Source organism: Pseudomonas sp. (assembly GCF_048269965.1).
Taxonomy (GTDB): domain Bacteria; phylum Pseudomonadota; class Gammaproteobacteria; order Pseudomonadales; family Pseudomonadaceae; genus Aquipseudomonas.
On record NZ_JBLWTV010000006.1, the window covers coordinates 83,050 to 102,042 of the forward strand.

The 18,993-nt window shown below is 63.9% G+C and carries 14 protein-coding genes; 6 read left to right on the forward strand and 8 right to left on the reverse strand.

The window, feature by feature from the left end; translation table 11 throughout:
* Positions 1 to 138: 138 nt before the first annotated feature.
* The 5 genes from ACN0X6_RS09155 to ACN0X6_RS09175 form a co-directional block, all read right to left on the reverse strand.
* A complete protein-coding gene (locus ACN0X6_RS09155; protein WP_417703358.1) occupies positions 139 to 4,980 on the reverse strand; it encodes an NAD-glutamate dehydrogenase in 4,842 nt (1,613 codons plus the stop codon).
* Between the two features lie 272 nt (positions 4,981 to 5,252).
* Positions 5,253 to 6,557 carry a TRAP transporter large permease gene (locus ACN0X6_RS09160; protein WP_417703360.1) on the reverse strand — a complete coding sequence of 435 codons (1,305 nt, stop codon included), beginning with the start codon at positions 6,555 to 6,557 and terminating at the stop codon, positions 5,253 to 5,255.
* A 58-nt stretch (positions 6,558 to 6,615) separates the two neighbouring features.
* A complete protein-coding gene (locus ACN0X6_RS09165; RefSeq protein ID WP_417703361.1) occupies positions 6,616 to 7,122 on the reverse strand; it encodes a TRAP transporter small permease in 507 nt (168 codons plus the stop codon).
* 67 nt (positions 7,123 to 7,189) lie between these two features.
* Entirely contained in the window at positions 7,190 to 8,167 is a 978-nt protein-coding gene (locus tag ACN0X6_RS09170; protein WP_417703363.1) for a TRAP transporter substrate-binding protein, read from the reverse strand.
* A 206-nt stretch (positions 8,168 to 8,373) separates the two neighbouring features.
* On the reverse strand, positions 8,374 to 9,318 hold the full coding sequence (locus ACN0X6_RS09175) for a LysR family transcriptional regulator (protein WP_417703364.1): 945 nt from the start codon (positions 9,316 to 9,318) through the stop codon (positions 8,374 to 8,376).
* A 271-nt stretch (positions 9,319 to 9,589) separates the two neighbouring features.
* Here ACN0X6_RS09175 and ACN0X6_RS09180 point away from each other — a divergent pair, with 271 nt between their 5' ends.
* Positions 9,590 to 10,813 (forward strand): OprD family porin, encoded by a 1,224-nt coding sequence (locus ACN0X6_RS09180; RefSeq protein ID WP_417703366.1) that lies wholly within the window; start codon positions 9,590 to 9,592, stop codon positions 10,811 to 10,813.
* Between the two features lie 138 nt (positions 10,814 to 10,951).
* Complete coding sequence (locus ACN0X6_RS09185) at positions 10,952 to 12,832, forward strand: methyl-accepting chemotaxis protein (RefSeq protein WP_417703368.1); 1,881 nt, start codon at positions 10,952 to 10,954, stop codon at positions 12,830 to 12,832.
* A gap of 40 nt (positions 12,833 to 12,872) precedes the next feature.
* On the opposite strand, the gene ACN0X6_RS09190 is transcribed toward ACN0X6_RS09185, so the two are convergent.
* The 3 genes from ACN0X6_RS09190 to ACN0X6_RS09200 are packed head-to-tail and all read right to left on the reverse strand — an operon-like array spanning position 12,873 to position 14,899.
* Complete coding sequence (locus tag ACN0X6_RS09190; RefSeq protein WP_417703370.1) at positions 12,873 to 13,181, reverse strand: 3-keto-5-aminohexanoate cleavage protein; 309 nt, start codon at positions 13,179 to 13,181, stop codon at positions 12,873 to 12,875.
* Positions 13,178 to 14,755: a sodium:solute symporter family protein gene (locus tag ACN0X6_RS09195; protein ID WP_417703372.1), complete on the reverse strand. Its 1,578-nt coding sequence runs from the start codon at positions 14,753 to 14,755 to the stop codon at positions 13,178 to 13,180. Before ACN0X6_RS09195 ends, ACN0X6_RS09190 begins: the two co-directional genes overlap by 4 nt.
* Positions 14,756 to 14,764: 9 nt before the next feature.
* Positions 14,765 to 14,899: a hypothetical protein gene (locus ACN0X6_RS09200; protein ID WP_417703374.1), complete on the reverse strand. Its 135-nt coding sequence runs from the start codon at positions 14,897 to 14,899 to the stop codon at positions 14,765 to 14,767.
* A 133-nt stretch (positions 14,900 to 15,032) separates the two neighbouring features.
* Between ACN0X6_RS09200 and ACN0X6_RS09205 the strand changes: the two genes are divergently transcribed.
* The 4 genes from ACN0X6_RS09205 (at position 15,033) to ACN0X6_RS09220 (ending at position 18,842) form a co-directional block, all read left to right on the forward strand.
* Positions 15,033 to 16,064 carry an AraC family transcriptional regulator gene (locus ACN0X6_RS09205; RefSeq protein ID WP_417703376.1) on the forward strand — a complete coding sequence of 344 codons (1,032 nt, stop codon included), beginning with the start codon at positions 15,033 to 15,035 and terminating at the stop codon, positions 16,062 to 16,064.
* A 389-nt stretch (positions 16,065 to 16,453) separates the two neighbouring features.
* A complete protein-coding gene (locus ACN0X6_RS09210) occupies positions 16,454 to 17,206 on the forward strand; it encodes a 5-oxoprolinase subunit PxpA (RefSeq protein WP_417703378.1) in 753 nt (250 codons plus the stop codon).
* Complete coding sequence (locus ACN0X6_RS09215) at positions 17,203 to 17,916, forward strand: 5-oxoprolinase subunit B family protein (RefSeq protein ID WP_417703380.1); 714 nt, start codon at positions 17,203 to 17,205, stop codon at positions 17,914 to 17,916. The genes ACN0X6_RS09210 and ACN0X6_RS09215 overlap by 4 nt, the downstream gene beginning before the upstream one ends.
* Positions 17,913 to 18,842, forward strand: coding sequence for a biotin-dependent carboxyltransferase family protein (locus ACN0X6_RS09220; RefSeq protein WP_417703382.1), 930 nt, complete (start codon positions 17,913 to 17,915; stop codon positions 18,840 to 18,842). Before ACN0X6_RS09215 ends, ACN0X6_RS09220 begins: the two co-directional genes overlap by 4 nt.
* The last annotated feature ends 151 nt before the right edge of the window (positions 18,843 to 18,993 follow it).

The window sequence follows — 18,993 nt, forward strand, 5'->3', positions numbered from 1 at the left end:
TGTGGTAGCCCGGATGTAATCCGGGGCAAGAGCGGAGGAATCCCCGGATTGCATCCGGGCTACGCAAGCGTGTGAATACCGCTCCGCAAAAAGAAAGAGCCCCGCACTTGGCGGGGCTCTTTTATTTCAGCGGAGGGTTCAGGCGCTTTGTGCCAGGTCCATCAGCTCGCGGTTGGCCACTGCATACATGGCGTAGTCGGTGCCGGTCGCCGAACGCAGTTCGGCCAGCATCGCCTTCCAGCGGTCGACCAGGCGTTGATGCTGGTCGAGCCACAGGGCCACGCGTGCCTCGATTTCCTGCGGACCATCGGCCATCTGCAGCACCGACACGGTGATCGCACGCTGCTGCCAGTCCAGATCATCCCGGAAGGCTTCGCGGGCCAGCGCCTGCCAGTTGTTCTCCACCGGCAGGTTGGTGATCTGCTGCAGGTACCAGGACAGTTCCAGGGAGCCGCCAACGGCGAAGTAGGCCGTCGCCACTTCACTGGCATCCTTGCCGGTCACGTCCGCGGCTTCGATGATCGGCAGCAGGGTGTACAGGTGGCTGGTGCCGGCGACCACGCGCGCCAGCTCTTCCGGCGTGCCGGCTTCGACGAAGCTCTGGTAGCGCGCCAGCCACTGCTCGCGGGCCGGGCCTTCGAGCAGTTCGTCCAGACGGCCGACCAGCGCTTCGATACGCGGTGCAAAATGCGCCACGTCGCGGGCAGCATCCAGCTCGTTGCGGCGGCTGCGCAGGAACCAGCGGGTGGCACGACGGCCCAGACGCATCAGCTCGTCCATCAGCTGCAGTTGCAGCTCGGCCGGCACCTTGTAGTCCAGCGCCTCGATCTGCGCCCACCAGTGCGGCAGGCGGAACAGGTCACGCACGATCACGTAGGCGCCGGCGACGTTGGCCGCGCTCATGCCGGTGGACTCCTTCAGACGCTGCACGAAGGTGATGCCCATGTGGTTGACCAGATCGTTGGCGATCTGCGTGCTGACGATTTCGCGCTTGAGGCGATGACGGCGCATGGCGTCGCCGAACTTCTCGGTGAGGATCGCCGGGAAGGCGGTTTCCATCTCGCGCGCCAGGTACTCGTCGTCCGGCACCAGGGACTTGAGCAGCGACTCCTTGAGGTCGATCTTGCTGTAGGAGATCAGCACCGACAGCTCCGGCCGGGTCAGGCCCTGGCCGTTGGTAGCGCGCTCGTTCAGCTCCTCGTCCGAGGGCAGGAATTCCAGGGCACGGTCGAGCTTGCCGGCGCTCTCCAGCGCATTCATCAGGCGCTTGTACTCGCCGACGCGCTCGCGGGCGCGGCGCTCGGCCAGCGACAGCGCCTGGGTCTGCTTGTAGTTGTTGCCCAGCACCAGTTCGGAGACATCATCGGTCATCTCGGCCAGCAGCTTGTTGCGCTGCTTCTCGGTCATGTCGCCGCCCGAGACGATTTCACCGAGCAGAATCTTGATGTTCACCTCGTGGTCGGAGCAGTCCACGCCACCGGCGTTGTCGATGAAGTCGGTGTTGCTGGCGCCGCCATGCAGGCCGAATTCGACGCGGCCGAGCTGGGTCATGCCCAGGTTGCCGCCCTCGCCTACCACCTTGGCGCGCAGTTCACGGCCGTCCACGCGCAGGGCGTCGTTGGCCTTGTCGCCGACGTCGCCGTGGCTTTCCTTGCTGGATTTGACGTAGGTGCCGATACCGCCGTTCCACAGCAGGTCCACCGGCGCCTTGAGCAGCGCGTTGAGCAGCTCGGTGGGCGCCAGCTTGTCGGCGGCGATGTCGAAGCGCGCCTTCATCTGCGGGGTGATGGCGATGCTCTTGGCGCTGCGCAGGAAGATGCCGCCGCCGTCGGAAATCAGCTTGGCGTCGTAATCGGCCCAGCTCGAACGCGGCAGCTCGAACAGACGCTTGCGCTCGACGAAGCTCTTGGCGGCGTCGGGGTTCGGGTCGATGAAGATATGCATGTGGTTGAAGGCCGCTACCAGCTGCAGGCTTTGCGACAGCAGCAGGCCGTTGCCGAACACGTCGCCGGCCATGTCGCCGATACCGATCACGGTGACATTGTCCTTCTGCACGTCGATGCCGCGCTCGCGGAAGTGACGTTGCACCGAAACCCAGCCGCCCTTGGCGGTGATGCCCATGCCCTTGTGGTCGTAGCCGGCCGAGCCGCCGGAGGCGAAGGCGTCATCGAGCCAGAAGTCATATTCGGCGGCGATGCCGTTGGCGATGTCGGAGAAGGTCGCGGTGCCCTTGTCCGCCGCCACCACCAGGTAGGGGTCATCGGCGTCGTGACGCACCACGTTCTGCGGCGGTACCACCTCGCCGTCCTTGAGGTTGTCGGTGATGTCGAGCAGGCCGCTGATGAAGATGCGGTAGCAGGCGATGCCCTCGGCCAGCACCTCGTCACGCGAACCGCCAACCGGCATCCGGCGCGGCACGAAGCCACCCTTGGCGCCCATCGGCACGATCACCGCGTTCTTCACCTGCTGCGCCTTGACCAGGCCGAGCACTTCGGTACGGAAGTCCTCCTCGCGATCCGACCAGCGCAGGCCGCCGCGGGCGACGTCGCCGAAGCGCAGGTGCACACCCTCGACGCGCGGGCTGTAGACGAAGATCTCGAACTTCGGCACCGGACGCGGAATATCGGCAATCAGACGCGGGCTGAGCTTGAAGCTGAAATAGGATTTGGCCGCGCCGCTGGCGTCGGTCTGGAAGAAGTTGGTGCGCAGGGTGGCTTTGATCAGGTCCAGGTAACGACGCAGGATGCGGTCTTCGTTGAGCACGGCGACGTTGTCCAGCGCAGCCAGGATGGCCTGCTCGAGCTTCTGCTGCTTGTCTTCCAGGTCCTCGGCGGTGAGCTTGCGGGCGAGGTAGAAACGGGTACGGAACAGACGCACCAGCTCCTTGGCGATGTCGGCGTGGTTGATCAGGGTCGCCGCGATATAGCTGAGGTCGAAGCCCAGGCGAATCTGCTTGAGATAGCGTGCGTAGGCACGCAACAGCGCCACTTCACGCCAGGGCATGGCAGCGGTCAGCACCAGGCGGTTGAACGCATCGTTCTCGGCATCACCGCCGACGATATGAATGAAGGCGTCCTGCAGGGTGTCGTTGAGCTGCTGGATGTCGACGTCCAGGCCTTCGGCATAGGTGAAGGCGAAGTCGTGAATCCAGAATTCGCGGCCGTCATTGCGGCGCAGCTTGTAGGGGAACTCGCCCAGCACGCGCAGGCCGAGGTTCTCCAGAATCGGCAGGACGTCGGACAGCGGCAATGGCGTATCGGCGTGATACAGCTTGCAATGCAGCTGCTGCCCTGCCTGGGCCAACGGCTGGTAGAAGCTCATCACCAGCGGCTTGTCGTTGCTCAGGCTGAGCAGGTGCTGCATGTCCACCACCGCCGAATGCGGGGCGAAACGCTCGCGGTAGCCGGCCGGGAAGCCGCCGGGGAATTCGGCCAGCACGTTGGTGCCCTGGGCTTCGCCGAGGCTTTCCACCATCAGGCTGGCGTAGTCGTCCTTCCACGAACGGCAGGCCTGGATGACTTCCTTCTCCAGACGCACGGGGTCGATCTGGGTCTTGTTCTTCGGGTCGACGCGCAGGATGAACTGCACGCGCGCCAGCACCGATTCGGAGAAGAAGGTCCAGAACTCGCAATCGGTGGCCTGCAGGCGCTCCATCAGCACCTGCTGGATCTTCATGCGGGTTTCGGTGGAGTACACGTCGCGCGGCACGTAGGCCAGGCAGTAGCAGAAGCGGCCGTAGGGATCGCGACGCAGGAACACGCGAATCTTGTTGCGCTCCTGGATCTGCACGATGGACAGCGCGGTGTTGAACAGGTCGTCCACCGGGGTCTGGAACAGGTCGTCACGCGGCAGCACTTCCAGCACCTGCGCCAGTTCCTTGCCCAGGTGAGCACTGCTGTCGAAGCCCGAACGCTGCTTGATCACGTCCACCTTGCGGCGGATGTAGGGGATGTTCCACACGCTCTCGGCATACACCGCCGAGGTGTACAGGCCCATGAAGCGGCATTCCTTGACCACGTTGCCCTTGGCATCGAGCTCGCGGATGGAGACGAAATCCGGATAGGCCGGACGATGCACACGGCTCGGCACTGCCGCCTTGGCGAAGGACAGCAGCTGCGGCTCGCGCAGGTAGGCCACCGCTTCCGGCTCGATGTGCAGCTCCTCGGCGCTCAAGCCGGTACGCAGACGCTTGGACAAACCGAGCAGGGATTTCTCGTCGTAGACCATGCTGCCGCCATCGGCGGTCGGTGCGACGGTGAATTCCTCGTAGCCGAGGAAGGTGAAGTGGTTGTCCAGCAGCCAGTTCAGGTAGACCTTGATTTCATCCAGCTCGGCCTTGTCCACCTTGAGCTTGGCGCGATCCAGCCAGGCCAGCAGCTCGCGCGCCTTGGCCTTCATCGGCTGGAAGTCGGCGACGCTCATGCGCACGTCGCCGAAGACTTCGTGAATGGCCCTTTCCAGCGTCTTCAGCTCGGCGGAACCGGAGCAGCGGTCGATTTCCAGGAACATCAGCGCTTCCTGCAGCACGCCCTCGCCCTGGGTGCCACGCGGCAGGATCTCCAGCAGTTGGCCGTTCTTGTCACGGCGCACACTGAACACGCTGTTCTGCAGGGTATGGATGCTGTAGCCGTGGCGATTGAGCTCCATGCGCACCGAGTCGACCAGGAACGGGATGTCGCCATGGAGGATTTCCACCGCCGTGTGGGTGGACTGCCAGCCGTGCTTCTCGTAATCGGGGTTGAAGGTGCGCACCTGCGGCTTGGTGTGATCGAACTGCTCCAGCATGTGCCAGGCCGACAGGGTGCAGCCGACCAGGTCGGACAGACGCCGCTGGGTCAATTCCTCGAGGGCGATGATGCCGAAGAACTGTTCGGCGAACAGGGCTACTTGTGGCAGCGCCTGCTCACTCACGTGCTGTGCCAGGGCCGCTTGCAGTTGGTGCTGGAAGTCGGCTTTGCTGGCCGCCGTAAAGAACGCCATGGTTTTGCTCCATTGGGCTGGTGGTTCGACATCGCTGCCGTGAGGTATTAGTTCAACGTTAGTCCATGAAGCGACGATGACACTTGCGAGTCGCATGCGGACCGGCGTGAAGGGAGCGACCGATGGGTCACATATAGCCGCTGAGCTTAACGAGGGACGCCCCACAACCGCTTGCGGCGCTGCGACATTTTCTTTCAAGGCTGCACCGACGCGGTGCAAAAAAAGAAGAACCATGGCCCGCCACTGGAGAGCGAACGGGCCACGGCGAGAGGTCAGGCGCCGCGCATTGCCTCGGGCAGCGCCAGCACGATCTGCGGGAACAGGGTGATCAGGATCGCCGCCAGCACCAGCAGCAGGAAGAACGGGAAACTGGCGCGCGCCACCGCGCCCAGGTTGCGTCCGGTGAGGTTCTGGATGACGAACAGGTTGAAGCCTACCGGCGGGGTGATCTGCGCCATTTCCACCACCAGGATGACGAAGATGCCGAACCACAGAAGATCGATCCCGGCAGCCTGCACCGCCGGCAGAATCACGGCGGTGGTGAGCAGGATGATCGAGATGCCGTCGAGGAAGCAGCCCAGGGCGATGAAGAACAGCGTCAGCGCCAGCAGCAACAGATACGGCGACAGCTGTTTGGCGATGATCCAGTCGGCCAGTGCCGCCGGCAGGCCGGTGAAGCTCATGGCCGAGGTCAGGTACGCCGCACCGAGCAGAATGAAGAAGATCATGCACGAGGTGCACACCGCGCCCATCAGGCTGGCCATGAAGGTTTCCCGGGTCAGCGCTCCGGAACACAGTGCGATCAGCAGCGCACCGACCACGCCGACGGCAGCAGCCTCGGTGGCCGTGGCGATGCCACCGTAGATCGAGCCGATCACCGCGAGGATCAGGCCCAGCACCGGAATCAGCAGCCTGGCCTTGCGCAGCTTGTCCATGAACGGCAGGCGCTCGCCCTCCTCCGGCAGCTTGCTGCGATTGCAGGCGGACCAGAGCATCAGGTAACCGCTGAAGATTGCCAGCAGCAAGAGGCCTGGCAGGATGCCGGCGATGAACAGGCGCGAGATCGACACCTGCGCCGCCACACCGTAGACGATCATCATGATCGACGGCGGAATCAGCAGCCCCAACGTGCCGGCACCGGCCAGCGAGCCCATGGCGATGGATTCCGGGTAGCCGCGTGCTTTCAGCTCGGGCAGGGAGATGCGACCGATGGTGGCCGCCGTGGCTGCGGAAGAGCCGCTGACCGCCGCGAACAGGCCACAGCCGAACACGTTGACATGCAGCAGGCGCCCCGGCAGCCCGCGCATCCAGGGCGCCAGACCGTTGAACATGTCTTCGGAAAGGCGCGTGCGATAGAGGATCTCGCCCATCCAGATGAACAGCGGCAGGGCCGTCAACGTCCAGCTGGCACTGGAAGCCCAACTGGTGGACGCGAGGATCGAACCGGCCGGCGCACCGCCGAACAGTTCCATGCCGATGATGCCGACGCCAAGCAACGACAGGGCAACCCAGACGCCGCCGCCAAGCAGCACGAACAGCGCCAGCAGCAGGGTGATTGTAATGATTGTGTAGTCCACGGGTTCACTCATGAATGCAGTGCGGCGCTGGCCGCAATTAAGGGTCGAGCCAGCGGGCTCACTCGCTCATCGCCGTACCGGCGTCGACAGCCTCGAAGCGCTTGCCCTGACAGCTCAGCACCAGGCGCTCGGCCATTGCCACCAGCAGAATCAGCGTGCCCAGCAGCATCGGCAGCTGCGGCAACCACATGGGAATCGGCAACAGGCCTGAAGACACTTCCTTGAACTCATAGGACTCCAGCACGAACAACGCGCAGTACCAGGCCATATAGGCGGCGATCCCCAAACCGACCAGCGTGGCCAGCACATCGACCACACGACGGCCACCAGCAGGCAGCAGGCGCAGCAGCAGTTCCACGCGGATGTGCGCGCCACGTTGCAGGGCGTAGGGCAAGGCGAGAAAGCCCGATGCGGCCATGGCGTAGGCGGCGAACTCATCGGCGGCGGGCACCATGCTGCCCAGTTGGCGGGCGACGATCTGCGCCACCACCAGCACGCAGATCAGGACGAGAAACACGCCGGATAACCATCCGGACAGGGTGTAGAGCTTGTGCAGTGGGGTCATGAACAACGGGCTCCCTGGGCAAGCCTCGAGAAAAAGCCCGCCGCCAGGATAGCGGCGGGCAGCAGAGTCAAGGCTGGTAGGTATCGAGAATCGCCTGGCCATCGGCACCGGCGCGCTTGAGCCACTCATCGGTCATGCTCTGGCCGATCTGCTCGAAGCCGCTCTCCACCGCCGCCGGGGCCTGCTCGGATACCTGCATGCCATTGTCGGCCAGGGTCTTGACCAGCTCACCGGTCTTCTCCTGGGCAATCGCCCAGCCACGCTTTTCGGCACGTTCGGCGGCAGCCAGCACGGCCGCCTGGGTCGCTTCCGGCAGGCGGGCGAAGGCGCGGGCGTTGACGATGACGAAGTTCTTCGGAATGAACGCCTTGACGTCATAGTAATAAGAAGAGAAATCCCAGGCCTGGGAGTCCACACCTGTGGTCGGCGAGGTGAGCATGCCGTTGATCATGCCGGTGCTGAAGGCTTGCGGTATTTCGCCGGTCTGGATCACGGTCGGCACTGCGCCCATCAATTCGGTCATGCGCGAAGTGGCCGGGTTGTAGGCACGAAATTTCATGCCCTTGAAGTCATCCATGCTCGCGATCGGCGTCTTGGTGAAGATGCTCTGCGGCGACCAGGGCATGGCGTACAGCAGCTTGATGCCCTGCTTGGCCAGGCGCTCTTCCACGGCCGGGCGGCTCGCGTCCCACAGGGCCTGGGCCTGCTCGTAGTTGCGCACCAGAAACGGCACGCTGTCGATTTCGAAGATCGGGTCTTCGTTGCCCAGCACCGACATCAGTACGTCACCCACCTGCACCTGGCCGGTCTGTACGGCGCGCTTGACCTCGGGGCGCTTGAACAGCACCGAGTTGGCGTGCACACGAATCTGCAGCTCGCCGTTGCTGGCTTTCTCCACATCCTGCGCGAACTCCTTGGCCACGGTGGTGATGAAGTTGCCATCGGGGTTCTCGGCGGTCATGTTCCAGCGCTCGGCGGCCTGGGCACCGAAGCCCAGTGCGCAAGCCAGAGCGGTAATGGCGAAACGCGATGCGATGCTTTTCATGGTGCTCTCCTGTTCATTGTTTTTTGTGCGCCGCAAGGCGCGGCTGGAAGACGATTTCGAGTCTCAGCGCATCGCCCTACCCTGTCCAACTAGAAAAACCGGAGGCGCATGATCGGAAATCGTTATGGGATGAAAAGGGGCATTTCTGCGGCCCATGCACCAGCAGCGGGCAGCCGTTACCGGGCCCGCAGGCTGCTGGAGAATGATCAGGCGCTTTGCTGTTCCGGGACTGGCGCGACCCGTGCCATGCAGGCCTCGCCCATTTCCTCGGCGTAGACGTCCAGCGCTTCGCAGGCCAGGGCGATGATGTCCTCGCTGAGCTCGAGACCCACGCCCGTGCGCCAGGTGGCGACCACCGGCAAGGGCGGCGGCTCGGGCACCTCGTCGAGAATGCTCAGCAGGCCTTGCTTGAGCTCGTCATGCACCAGCGCTGGCGGCAGCGCGCCGATACCGAAACCGTCGCGCACCAGACGCGTCATCGCGGCGATGGAATTGACGCAGTTGATACGTGGCGCGCTGACGCTGCCGGCATGCAGCAGGTTGAGGATGTCCTGATGCGGCCGCGAATTCTTCGAGAAGGTGATGATGCGTTCGCGTGCCAGCTCCTCCATCGAGGCATAGCTGCGGTGGTACAGCGAACCGGTCGGGACGATCCAGCGCACCGGAAACGCAGCCAGTTCCAGGTTGCGCACGCTGTCGCCGTTGACCATGTCGGTCTGGAACACGATATCCAGATAGCCCTTGAGCAATTGCTCGTTGAGGTTGCGCGCGGTGTCGGCGGTCAGTTCGATCTCCACCGCAGGGTAGCGCTCCATCACCCGTGTTACGAACGGACTCAACCAGGTGTGAATGACGGTATCCATCGCGCCGACGCGAATACGCCCCTGAATGTTGCCGGTGTCGCTGATCGACTGCTTCAAGGCCTGCATGGTGTCGATCATGCGCTCGGCATATTCGAGCACCTTCTGCCCTTCCGGGGTCAGCGATACGCCCTTGGAATCACGCAGAAAAAGACGCGTGCCGAGTTCATCCTCGAGCGCAGCGATGCGGCTGGAAATGGACGCCTGGGTGCTGAACAGCTTCTCGGCTGTCAGGCGGAAGCTCTTGAGCCGTGCCACCCAGACGAAGGTCTCGAGAAATCTCAGATTCATGCCGTACCGCCTCTTCGCAATGTTCTTCTCAGGGGCTGATTTGCAGCGCCCACGCAGCCTCAGGCGTAGCAGGTTGTATGCCAGGGGTTTTTCGCCCAGCCGATGAATTTTCCTATCGCTGGCCCCCTGTTTTTTCTCGTTGGACGCAGCCGAACAACGCTTTGAAGAATGGCGCCGCGCTCTGCGCAGACCACAACAACATCATTCAAAACGCGCTCTGCCAAGCAGCCGCTCTCGTCGGCTGCGCGCTCCCAACAGGAGACACTGCACCATGAAACCCCATTACTCATTGGCATCCGCGCTGTTGCTCGGCGGCGGCCTGCCAACCCTCGCGCATGCCGATTTCATCGCTGACAGCAAGGCCAGCGTCGAGATGCGCAACTTCTACTTCAACCGTGATTTCCGCCAGAGCGGCGCCCGTGACAAGGCCGAGGAATGGGCGCAGGGCTTTCTGCTGCGCATGGAGTCGGGCTACACCGAGGGCACTGTCGGTTTCGGTATCGATGCATTGGGGATGCTCGGTGTGAAACTCGACTCCGCTGACGACACCGCTGGCAGCGGCCTGCTCCCGGCCGATGGCTCCGGCGGCTCGCAGGATGAGTATTCCAAGCTCGGCCTGACCGCCAAGGTGAAGCTCTCCAACAGCACGCTGAAAGTCGGTGCCCTGCACTTTCGCAGCCCGATCGTCTCGGCCAACGACTCGCGCCTGCTGCCGCAGACCTTCCAGGGCGCGCTGCTGAATGTTCAGGAAGTCGACAACCTGACCTTGCAGGGCGGCAAGATCAACCGCATCAAGGCCAACAGCTCCACCGACTACACCGAGATGACCGGCAACCGCATCGGCGGCAGCAGCGATTCCTTCGTGTTCGGCGGCGGCGAGTACAAGATCACCCCGCAACTGACCGCCGGCCTGCACTACGGCACCCTCGAGGATATCTACCAGCAGTACTACGGCACCCTGGTGCATGTGCTGCCGCTGGGCGATGGTCAGTCGTTGAAGACCGACCTGCGCTACTCGCAAAGCCGCGAGGACGGCAACTTCCGCGACCTCGACAACAAGGCCTTCGGCGCCATGTTCACCTACAGCCTGGGCGGTCATGCCTTCGGTGCCGGCTACCAGCGCATGAGCGGTGACGATCCGTTCCCGTACATCGCCAGCAGCGATCCGTTCCTGGTCAACTTCGTGCAGATCAACGACTTCGCCAACGTCGAGGAGCGTTCCTGGCAGGTACGCTACGACTACAACTTCGCCAGCATCGGCATCCCCGGCCTGACCTTCATGACCCGCTATATCTCCGGTGACAACGTCGAGGTCGCCGGCCGCAGCAGCGAAGGCAAGGAATGGGAACGCAACACCGATATCGCCTACGTGGTACAGAACGGTCCGCTGAAGAACCTGGGGCTGAAATGGCGTAACGCCTCGGTTCGCTCCAATTTCGCCAACGATCTTGACGAGAACCGCCTGATTCTCAGCTACACCCTGGCGCTTTGGTAAGCATTCAACTCATCACGGGGCCCTTGCGGCCCCGTTCGCATTTCTCGGGAAACAACAGGGCCATAGACTTTTAATCAAGTTGTATGACAACTTGCCGATTCCTGAGCATCATCCCGAAGAAGATGGCGAGGCGTTAACGTGAGCTTTTTACTGTCCTGGCAACAAAAATTCCGCGCCCTTGTCGCGCTCACCCTGATCAGCCTGATTCTGATGGCGGCCGCCTCGTTATGGGCCAACCATCGCGTCAGCAGTGCTTTGCAGGCACGGGAGCAGGCGGCAGCCTATGCCAGCGCCAGTACCCAGCTGATGAACCGCTGGTGGCAACAGAACGCACTGCGCCAGCAGATCACGCCTGACCTGCAGGCAGCGTTCGACAGCGGCCTCGATGAACTGCAAGAACTCATCGGACAACTGTTGACGCAAGCCCAAGCGCTGGAAGACGGCGAGACCTTGCAACACGCCCAGCAGATCCAGGCCGTGCTGCTGGAGGAACTGGCCCAGCAGCGCCAGTGGCTGAGCCTCAATCAGGCCCTGGGCCTGACGCCCTTCGAAGGCCAGCGCAAGACGTTGACGGAAAAAGGCAAGGCCCTGGAGGCGATCAGTTTCGACCTGATCAAACCCTTCATAACCGGTGCCCTGAGCAGCCAGCGTGACTACCTGTCGACCTTCGACCCGGCGTTCGCCCAGATTGCCCTGACGGCCATCGGCAAATTGCAGGAACAGATCGCAGACCTTGAATGGCAGGACACGCCGATCGGCAAGAACGTGCAGGGCTATGCCCAGGCGTTCACGGATATCCATGGCAACATCGAGCGCATCAACGCCACCAATCAGCGCCTGCGCCAGTTGGGTGAGCAGTTGCAGACGCGTGTCGAAGAGCAGGCACAAGCGCTGCAGAGCGGCCTGTTGCTGCGCCGCACGCAGGAAGCCGAACAGGCCCGCCTGTCCGCACTGTGGATGATGGGGCTGAGCTTCCTCGCCGTTGCCGCCCTGCTCTGCTTCACCTTGCTGCAGGCGTCACGCACCCTGGTCAGCCGCCTGCGCAACGTCATTCAGTTGCTCACTCAGGTCGCCTCCGGCGATCTCACCGGCAAACTGCCGGTGGGCAGCAACCCGCGTGACGAATTCAATCAACTGGCCGACGCCGCCAACCGCATGATCCAGGGCATCGGCGGTATCGTTGCCGAAGTGGTGCGCGCCAACGGCGAGCTGAGCCGTCTGCACCATCACCTGGGCGATGCCATGCGTCAGTTGGGTGATAACAGCACCCAGGTGGAAATGCAGACCGAGCAGGCCGCCTCGGCCTCGCACCAGATCAGCGCCACCCTCAACGACATGGCGCAGCGCACGGCGCAAGTCGGCACCGCCACCACCAGCGCCTACGATGCGGCGCGTAACGGCGGTGAAGTGATCGCCGCCAGTGTCGACAGCATGAGTCGCCTGGCGCAGCTGATTCAGGACACTCACAGCCAGGTCGATGCCCTCGGCCAGAGCAGCGCGCGGGTCAACGGTATCGTCGATGTGATCAACAGCCTCGCCGACCAGACCAACCTGCTCGCCCTCAACGCGGCCATCGAGGCTGCCCGGGCAGGCGATGCCGGACGCGGCTTCTCGGTGGTGGCCGATGAGGTGCGCTCGCTGGCGCAGAAAACGGTCTCGGCAACCACCGACATCAGCGCCATCGTCGGCGAGTTCCAGCAACAGACCCGGCACATGCATCAGTTGATGAGCAACGGCCTGAACCTGGCTGCCGACAGCGAGCGACATGCCGCTCAGGTGGCCGACGCCATCAGCGCCATCACCTCGGCGATGGAGCGCCTGACCGGCGAAATGAACCAGGTCGTGGTGGCCATCGAGGAAGTCTCCACCACCACCGAGGACATCGCCGACAAGATGGAAACCATCAACGTGCATACCGGGCAGAGCAAGGACCTGCGGCAGACACTCGACGAGCACACCCGGAGCCTGTCGGGGCAGGTGCTGGCACTGCACGAGCGAACCGACCGGTTCCGGGTCTGATGTCGTCAGCCCAGGGGCGCGGCGCCTGCCGCGCTCCGACTCAGAGGTTGACCTTGTCGCCGCCCTTCAGGCCCAGCAGGTCACGGGCCTGATCCGGTGTGGCGACTTCGGCCCGGAGGGCCTCGATGATGCAGCGAATCTTGGCGACCTGCTGCGCGTTCGACTCCGCCGGCGTGCCTCGCCTGTCCTCCAGACCGACGCGGACGTTGCCGCCGAAGGCGCTGGCCTGGGCGGCGATGTCGTCGGGTGTATAGGGCAGCGCATCGGACATGCTCGGTGCATGGATCGCCCCGGTCAGCGCACAGGTGATGGTTCCCAGCGATCCGGCTCCGATGATTGCGGTTCTCATGCGCGCTCTGCTTTGAGTTTCACCTCGGGCGAATCGGCAGCCTGGACTTCATCGCTTTCACGGCGGATCCGCAGCGCGACGGCACGGGTGGAGGGACTGACCTCGGGCTCGAAATAGGCCTCGTAGGCTTCCTTGGGCGGCGCGGGGGTCAGGAACACGCCGACCAGGGTGGCCACCAGCGAGAGGCCGGCGCCGACCCCGAAGGGATTCGAGGCGTCCAGGCTCTTGGCGGCGACGTAGGCGATCATCCCGATGACGATCCCGGCATAGGCACCGGTTCGGTTCATTCGCCGCCAGAACAGCCCCAGCCAGACCGGCCACATGAAGGCAGCGCCAAACGCGCCGTAGACATAGGTGAAGCCCATCGCCAGCAACAGTGGCGGCTTGATCGCACTCAGCACCGACAGCACGCCGAGCACCAGCACGGCAATGCGCAGTTGGCGGGTCGCACTGCGGTCGTCGAACGTCCGCTCGGGAAAGCACGAACGGTAGATGTCGTAGTAAAGCGAGGTGCCGCAGTTCAGCAGCATCGAGTTGGCAGTGGAGACCGCAGCCGCCAGTAGCGCGATCAGGGTCATGGCACCGACGAAGGCCGGGGCATGCTGCTGCACGATCAGCGGCATGATGTAGTCGGTGGTCTTGCCATCGGGCAGGCTGGGCAGCAGCGCCTTGGCGCCGATGCCGATGATGATCAGGCAGACGAAGATCGGGATCAGCGCGACCACGGTCCACATCATCTGCAAGACTGCCGCCTTGCTGTTCTTCGGCGCCATGAAACGGTTGATCCAGTGCGGCGCGACCGAAGCCCCGACCGCGTTCGACATGAAGATGCCGATCAGCACCGACCAGCCGAAGGTGCCGGCCGGCGACAACAGGATTCCTGGTTCCAGCGGCTCACCGCCGACGTTGATCGGCGCGGTCGTCTGCGCGACGGCGTCGAGGATCGGCCCGATCCCTCCGGTCGCATGGAGGATGCTGCCGGCACCGAACGCGAGACCGACAAGAATCAGTACCGCATTCAGGGTATCCGTGGCCGCGACCGACCAGAAGCCGCCCAGCGAGGTCAGCGCCAGCAGCGCGAGGAAGGCGAAGATCGCGTATTCGTAGGGCACGCCGGTGATAGTGTTGAATACGATCCCGAAGCCCACGACCTGCAGGTGGCAGAAGATGAAATACCCCACCAGCATCAGCACGGCGACGATCAACTGCAGCACGCTCACGCGCTGGAACGGCTCGTAGCGCATGCGAATGAATTCGGGAAAGGTGCGGGCCGGCAACTCGGGACGTCGCACCCGCTGGGCGAGGATCGGCATCACCGCAGTGGCGAGGAACCAGCCCGCCACCCAGCCGATGATCGCTGCGACGCCGGTGCGATACAGATAACCCGGCACGCCCATGACCGAGGCCACGCTGACCCAGGTGGCGACCGAGGTGCCGACCCCCAGCAGCAGCCCCATGCGGTGGCCGCCCGTGGTGAAATCGGAGAGCGACTCCACCTGCCTCGCGCTCGCGATGCAGGTCCAGACCAAGAAGAGCAGGTAGACGCCGAAGACGACGACATGAGAGCTGTTCATCGCCGCGCCTCACTCGTAACCAAAGAACTTGCCGGTCGCGCCCCAGCGGCGCACGCCCGATTTCTCGATCTTCGCGCAAAGACAGAGCGAGACCGCGATACAGAACACGACGCTCGCGCCCCAGAACATCAATGCAATCCACATAGGTCTTCCCTCTTGTTATTGTCTGGAATGACTGCTAGCGAATAAGGTGTCAGAAAAATCCGCACCCAATAAGGTTCTGAGCGGACAGAATCAGGGGGTTAGCGGACATAAAAAGAAGAAGATGAGGGTCTCGATGCAACCCCGCCTACCCCTGCCTGACGAACGAATCTATACGCCCTACAAGATCAGCGCGCTCGTCGAGGTGCTCGAAGCCCAGGGCGTTTCGCCTGCTGAGTGCCTCATGGGCAGCGGCGTCGAGGTCGACGACCTCGCCGACCCCTTCGCGCAGACATCCATACGCCAGTACATGACCGTCTGCGCCAATGCCCTGGTGCTGTCACGTGATCCCGCAACGCCCTTCGAAGCGGGAACCCGCCTGCACGTCTCCGCCTACGGCATCTATGGCTATGCTTTGCTGTCCTGCCTGTCGCTTCGCGACTACTTCAGGCTGGCGAAACGGTTCCGCCGCCTCGCCACCCCACCCATGACCGTCGAATGGGACGAAAACGAGAACGAGGTGCGCTGGTTCGTCAACGATGTCTTCGTACTGAACCCTGACCCGGCGCTCCGGCAATTTCTCTTCGAGAAACAGTTCAGCATCAACGTGACCCACCTTCAGGACGTGGTGGGCCAACCCTACCCGCCCTTGCGGGCCTGCTTTTCCTATCCTGCGCCGCCCCATGCCGAGCTCTATGCCCGCTATCTGAACTGCCCCTGCTTCTTTGCTCAGCCCTTCTGCGAGCTGGCCTACGACCGCGCCATTCTCGAGCGCAAACCCGTGCTGGCTCATCCGCTGACGTCCGTGCTGGTGCAGGAAACCTGTGACCGGCTGATCGGCCAGACCAGGATCGCCTCAGGCACGGCGGGCTCCGTCTACCGCTTGCTGATGGATCGTCCAGGTCAGTTCCCGGACATGGAAGCGGCGGCACGGATGGTCAACATGACCAGCCGTACGCTGCGTCGCCGGCTGGACGCCGAAGCCACATCCTTCCAGGCGATCCGTGACGAAGTGCGCTTGAAGCTGGCGCAGGAGTACCTGGGCGCGAACCGGATGAGCCTCCTGGATACGGCGATGCTCCTGGGGTTTTCAGACGTCGCCGGCTTCAGGAAGGCGCTCAAGCGCTGGACGGGCAAAGGGCCCGATCAATTCCGCAAATCCTTGTAAAAGGCGAGAGCGGATGCCCTGCACGGCCTGACTCCGATGCATCGCAGATGCATGCCCCCTGCGGCCAGACGCGACCACTGGCCGGCGCCTGGTAAACCAAAGACGACTCGGCCACCGAAGCGGTGACCGGGCCAAGCCTGAGCGATGCCCCAAGCGAGCCACCTCACTTTCGCCCTCAGTCATTTCCTTGGCGACGAGAAAACTCTCGCCTTCGATCGCAACGCCGGCTATCCCCGCTACCGTCGCCCACGGCCCGGAGGATCGAAATTTCTTATCCCCTGTGCACGTCTTAATTTGTTGGACGCCAACCGGGTGCCCCTCAACAATGCCCAAAACCACCGCCTCCGCCCGAAGGATCGGACACTCGGCGCAAACCAACAGAGTCCCCTATGAAGAACCTGCTTCTGAACTGCGACATCGGCGAAAGCTTCGGCGCCTGGACCATGGGCCTGGACGCCGAGGTCATGCCCTACATCGACTGCGCCAACATCGCCTGCGGTTTCCATGCCTCCGACCCCAGAGTGATGCGCAAGACCGTGGCCCTGGCCGTGACCCACGACGTGCGCATCGGCGCGCACACCGCCTATCAGGACCTGGTCGGCTTCGGCCGCCGTTCGATGGACTGCACGCCGCAGGAAGTCGAAGACCTGATGCTCTACCAGATCGGTGCGCTGGAAGGCATCTGCCGCAGCCAGGGCACGCGTGTCAGCTACGTCAAACCGCACGGTGCGCTGTATCAGGACATGATGCGCAAGCCCGCCACCCTGCGCGCGGTGATGAGCGCCGTGGCCAGGTACGACCGCCAGCTGCCGCTGATGCTGATGTGCACCCGCGACAACAGTGCCGCCCAGGCGCTGGGCGACGAATTCGGCCTGACCCTGTGGTTCGAGGCTTTCGCCGACCGCGCCTACGATGCCGCCGGTTTCCTGGTCAGCCGCAGCCTGCCGGGTGCCGTGCATCACGACAGCGAGGTGATCGTCAGCCAGGCGCTGACCCTGGCGCGTGGCGAGGCCCTGCAGGCCAGCGACGGCAGCGCACTGCAGCTGGCCGCGCAGACGCTGTGCGTGCATGGCGACAACGCCGGTTCGGTCGCCGCCGTCAGGCGCATTCGCCAGGCCTTCGACAGCCTGGTTCAGGCATGAAGGCGCCCAACGCCCGGCTGGAAGTCGCCGGCATCGACAGCCTGATCCTGCGCCTGTTCGACTTCATCGATGAAGCCAACATGCCGTGGATGCTGGCCGCACGCACGCGCCTGCAGGCAGCATTCGGCGGCGCGCTGATCGACCTGGTGCCCTCCTATACCACGCTGCTGCTGCACTACGACCTGTGCCAGCTCGACAGCGAGCAGGCGCGCGCGAAGGTCGCCGAAGCGCTCGATGGCTTGCAGCCTGCCGATCTGCAAGGCGGCCGCGAGCATCAGTTGCCCACCTGGTACGACCGCAGCGTCGGCCCTGAGCTGCAACTGCTGGCCCGGCGCAGCGGGCTCAGTGAGGCCGAGGTGATCGCCCGGCACAGCGGCCATGCCTATCAGGTATTCGCCCTGGGTTTCGCGCCCGGCTTCGCCTTCATGGGCCTGGTCGAGGAAATCCTCGCCGCGCCGCGCCTGAGCACGCCGCGCAAGCGCATCGCCGCCGGCAGCGTCGGCATCGCCGAACGGCAGACGGCCGCCTACCCGGTGGTTTCGCCCGGTGGCTGGAACCTGATCGGGCGCACGCCGAGTCGCCTGTTCGGCAGCGACATCGAAGGCTACAGCCTGCTGCAACCCGGTGATCGTGTGCGCTTCGTGCCCATCGAACGCGACGAATTCATCCGCCTGGGCGGCGACGACAGCCCGCTGGAGGCCAGCCAATGAGCACTATCGACGCCGGCCTGCGCGTATTGCGCAGCAGCCCTTTCATTCAACTGCAGGATGGTGGCCGTTTCGGCGTGCGCCACCTCGGCGTGACCCAGTGCGGAGCCCTGGACTGGATCGCCCATCGCTGGGCCAACTGGTTGCTGGGCAACCCGCTGACTGCCGCTGTGGTGGAGATCACCCTGGGCAATGCCGATTTCGAATGCAGCCGCGACGCCACCCTGGCACTGACCGGTGCCGACCTCGGTGCGCGGCTGGACGACCAACCGCTGGCGCCCTGGCGCAGCTTCGAAGTGCGCAAGGGCCAGCGCCTGAGTTTCGCCCAGCCGCGCCAGGGCGCCCGCGCCTATCTGGCAGCGCCGGGTGGATTTGAGGCGCCGCTGGTGCTGGGCAGCTGCGCCAGCATGCTGCGCGAAGGCCTTGGCGGCCTGCAGGGTGATGGCCGCGCCATCGCTGTGGGCGATTTGCTGGACTGGACCGGCAGCACCAGTGCAACGCGACAGATGCCCGCCGCGTTCATCCCCGAGTACCAGGATGCGCCGCGTCTGCAGTTGGTGCTGGGTGCACAGATCGGCGACTTCCGTGGCCAGAGTCTGTTCGATGCCTTCAACAGCCCATGGCTGATCGACCAGCGCGCCGACCGCATGGGCATTCGTCTCAACGGCCCACAGCTGCAATGCCAGCGTGGCTCGATGATCTCCGAAGGTATCCCGTTGGGCGCCGTGCAAGTGCCGCCGGATGGCCAACCGATCATCCTGCTCAACGACCGCCAGACCATCGGCGGCTACCCGCGCCTCGGCGCGCTGACGCCACAGGCCGTGGCTCGGCTGGCACAATGCCTGCCGGGGCAGACCCTGCAGTTTGCGCCCACCACCCAGGACAGCGCCCTGCTTGCCCAGCGCCGGCTCCTGGCGCAGTGGCAATAGCGTCGCACTCGGCTATATGACCCGTCCTCGTCAAGGGCGGGCATTTCGACGTTGGCGACATCCCTCGCATTTCTGTTGCCAGACTGTTCATGCCCCGCGCCGCAGATAGCGGCCGAAGCGGCAAATGCATTAAAGTCGGCGGTCTGCACGC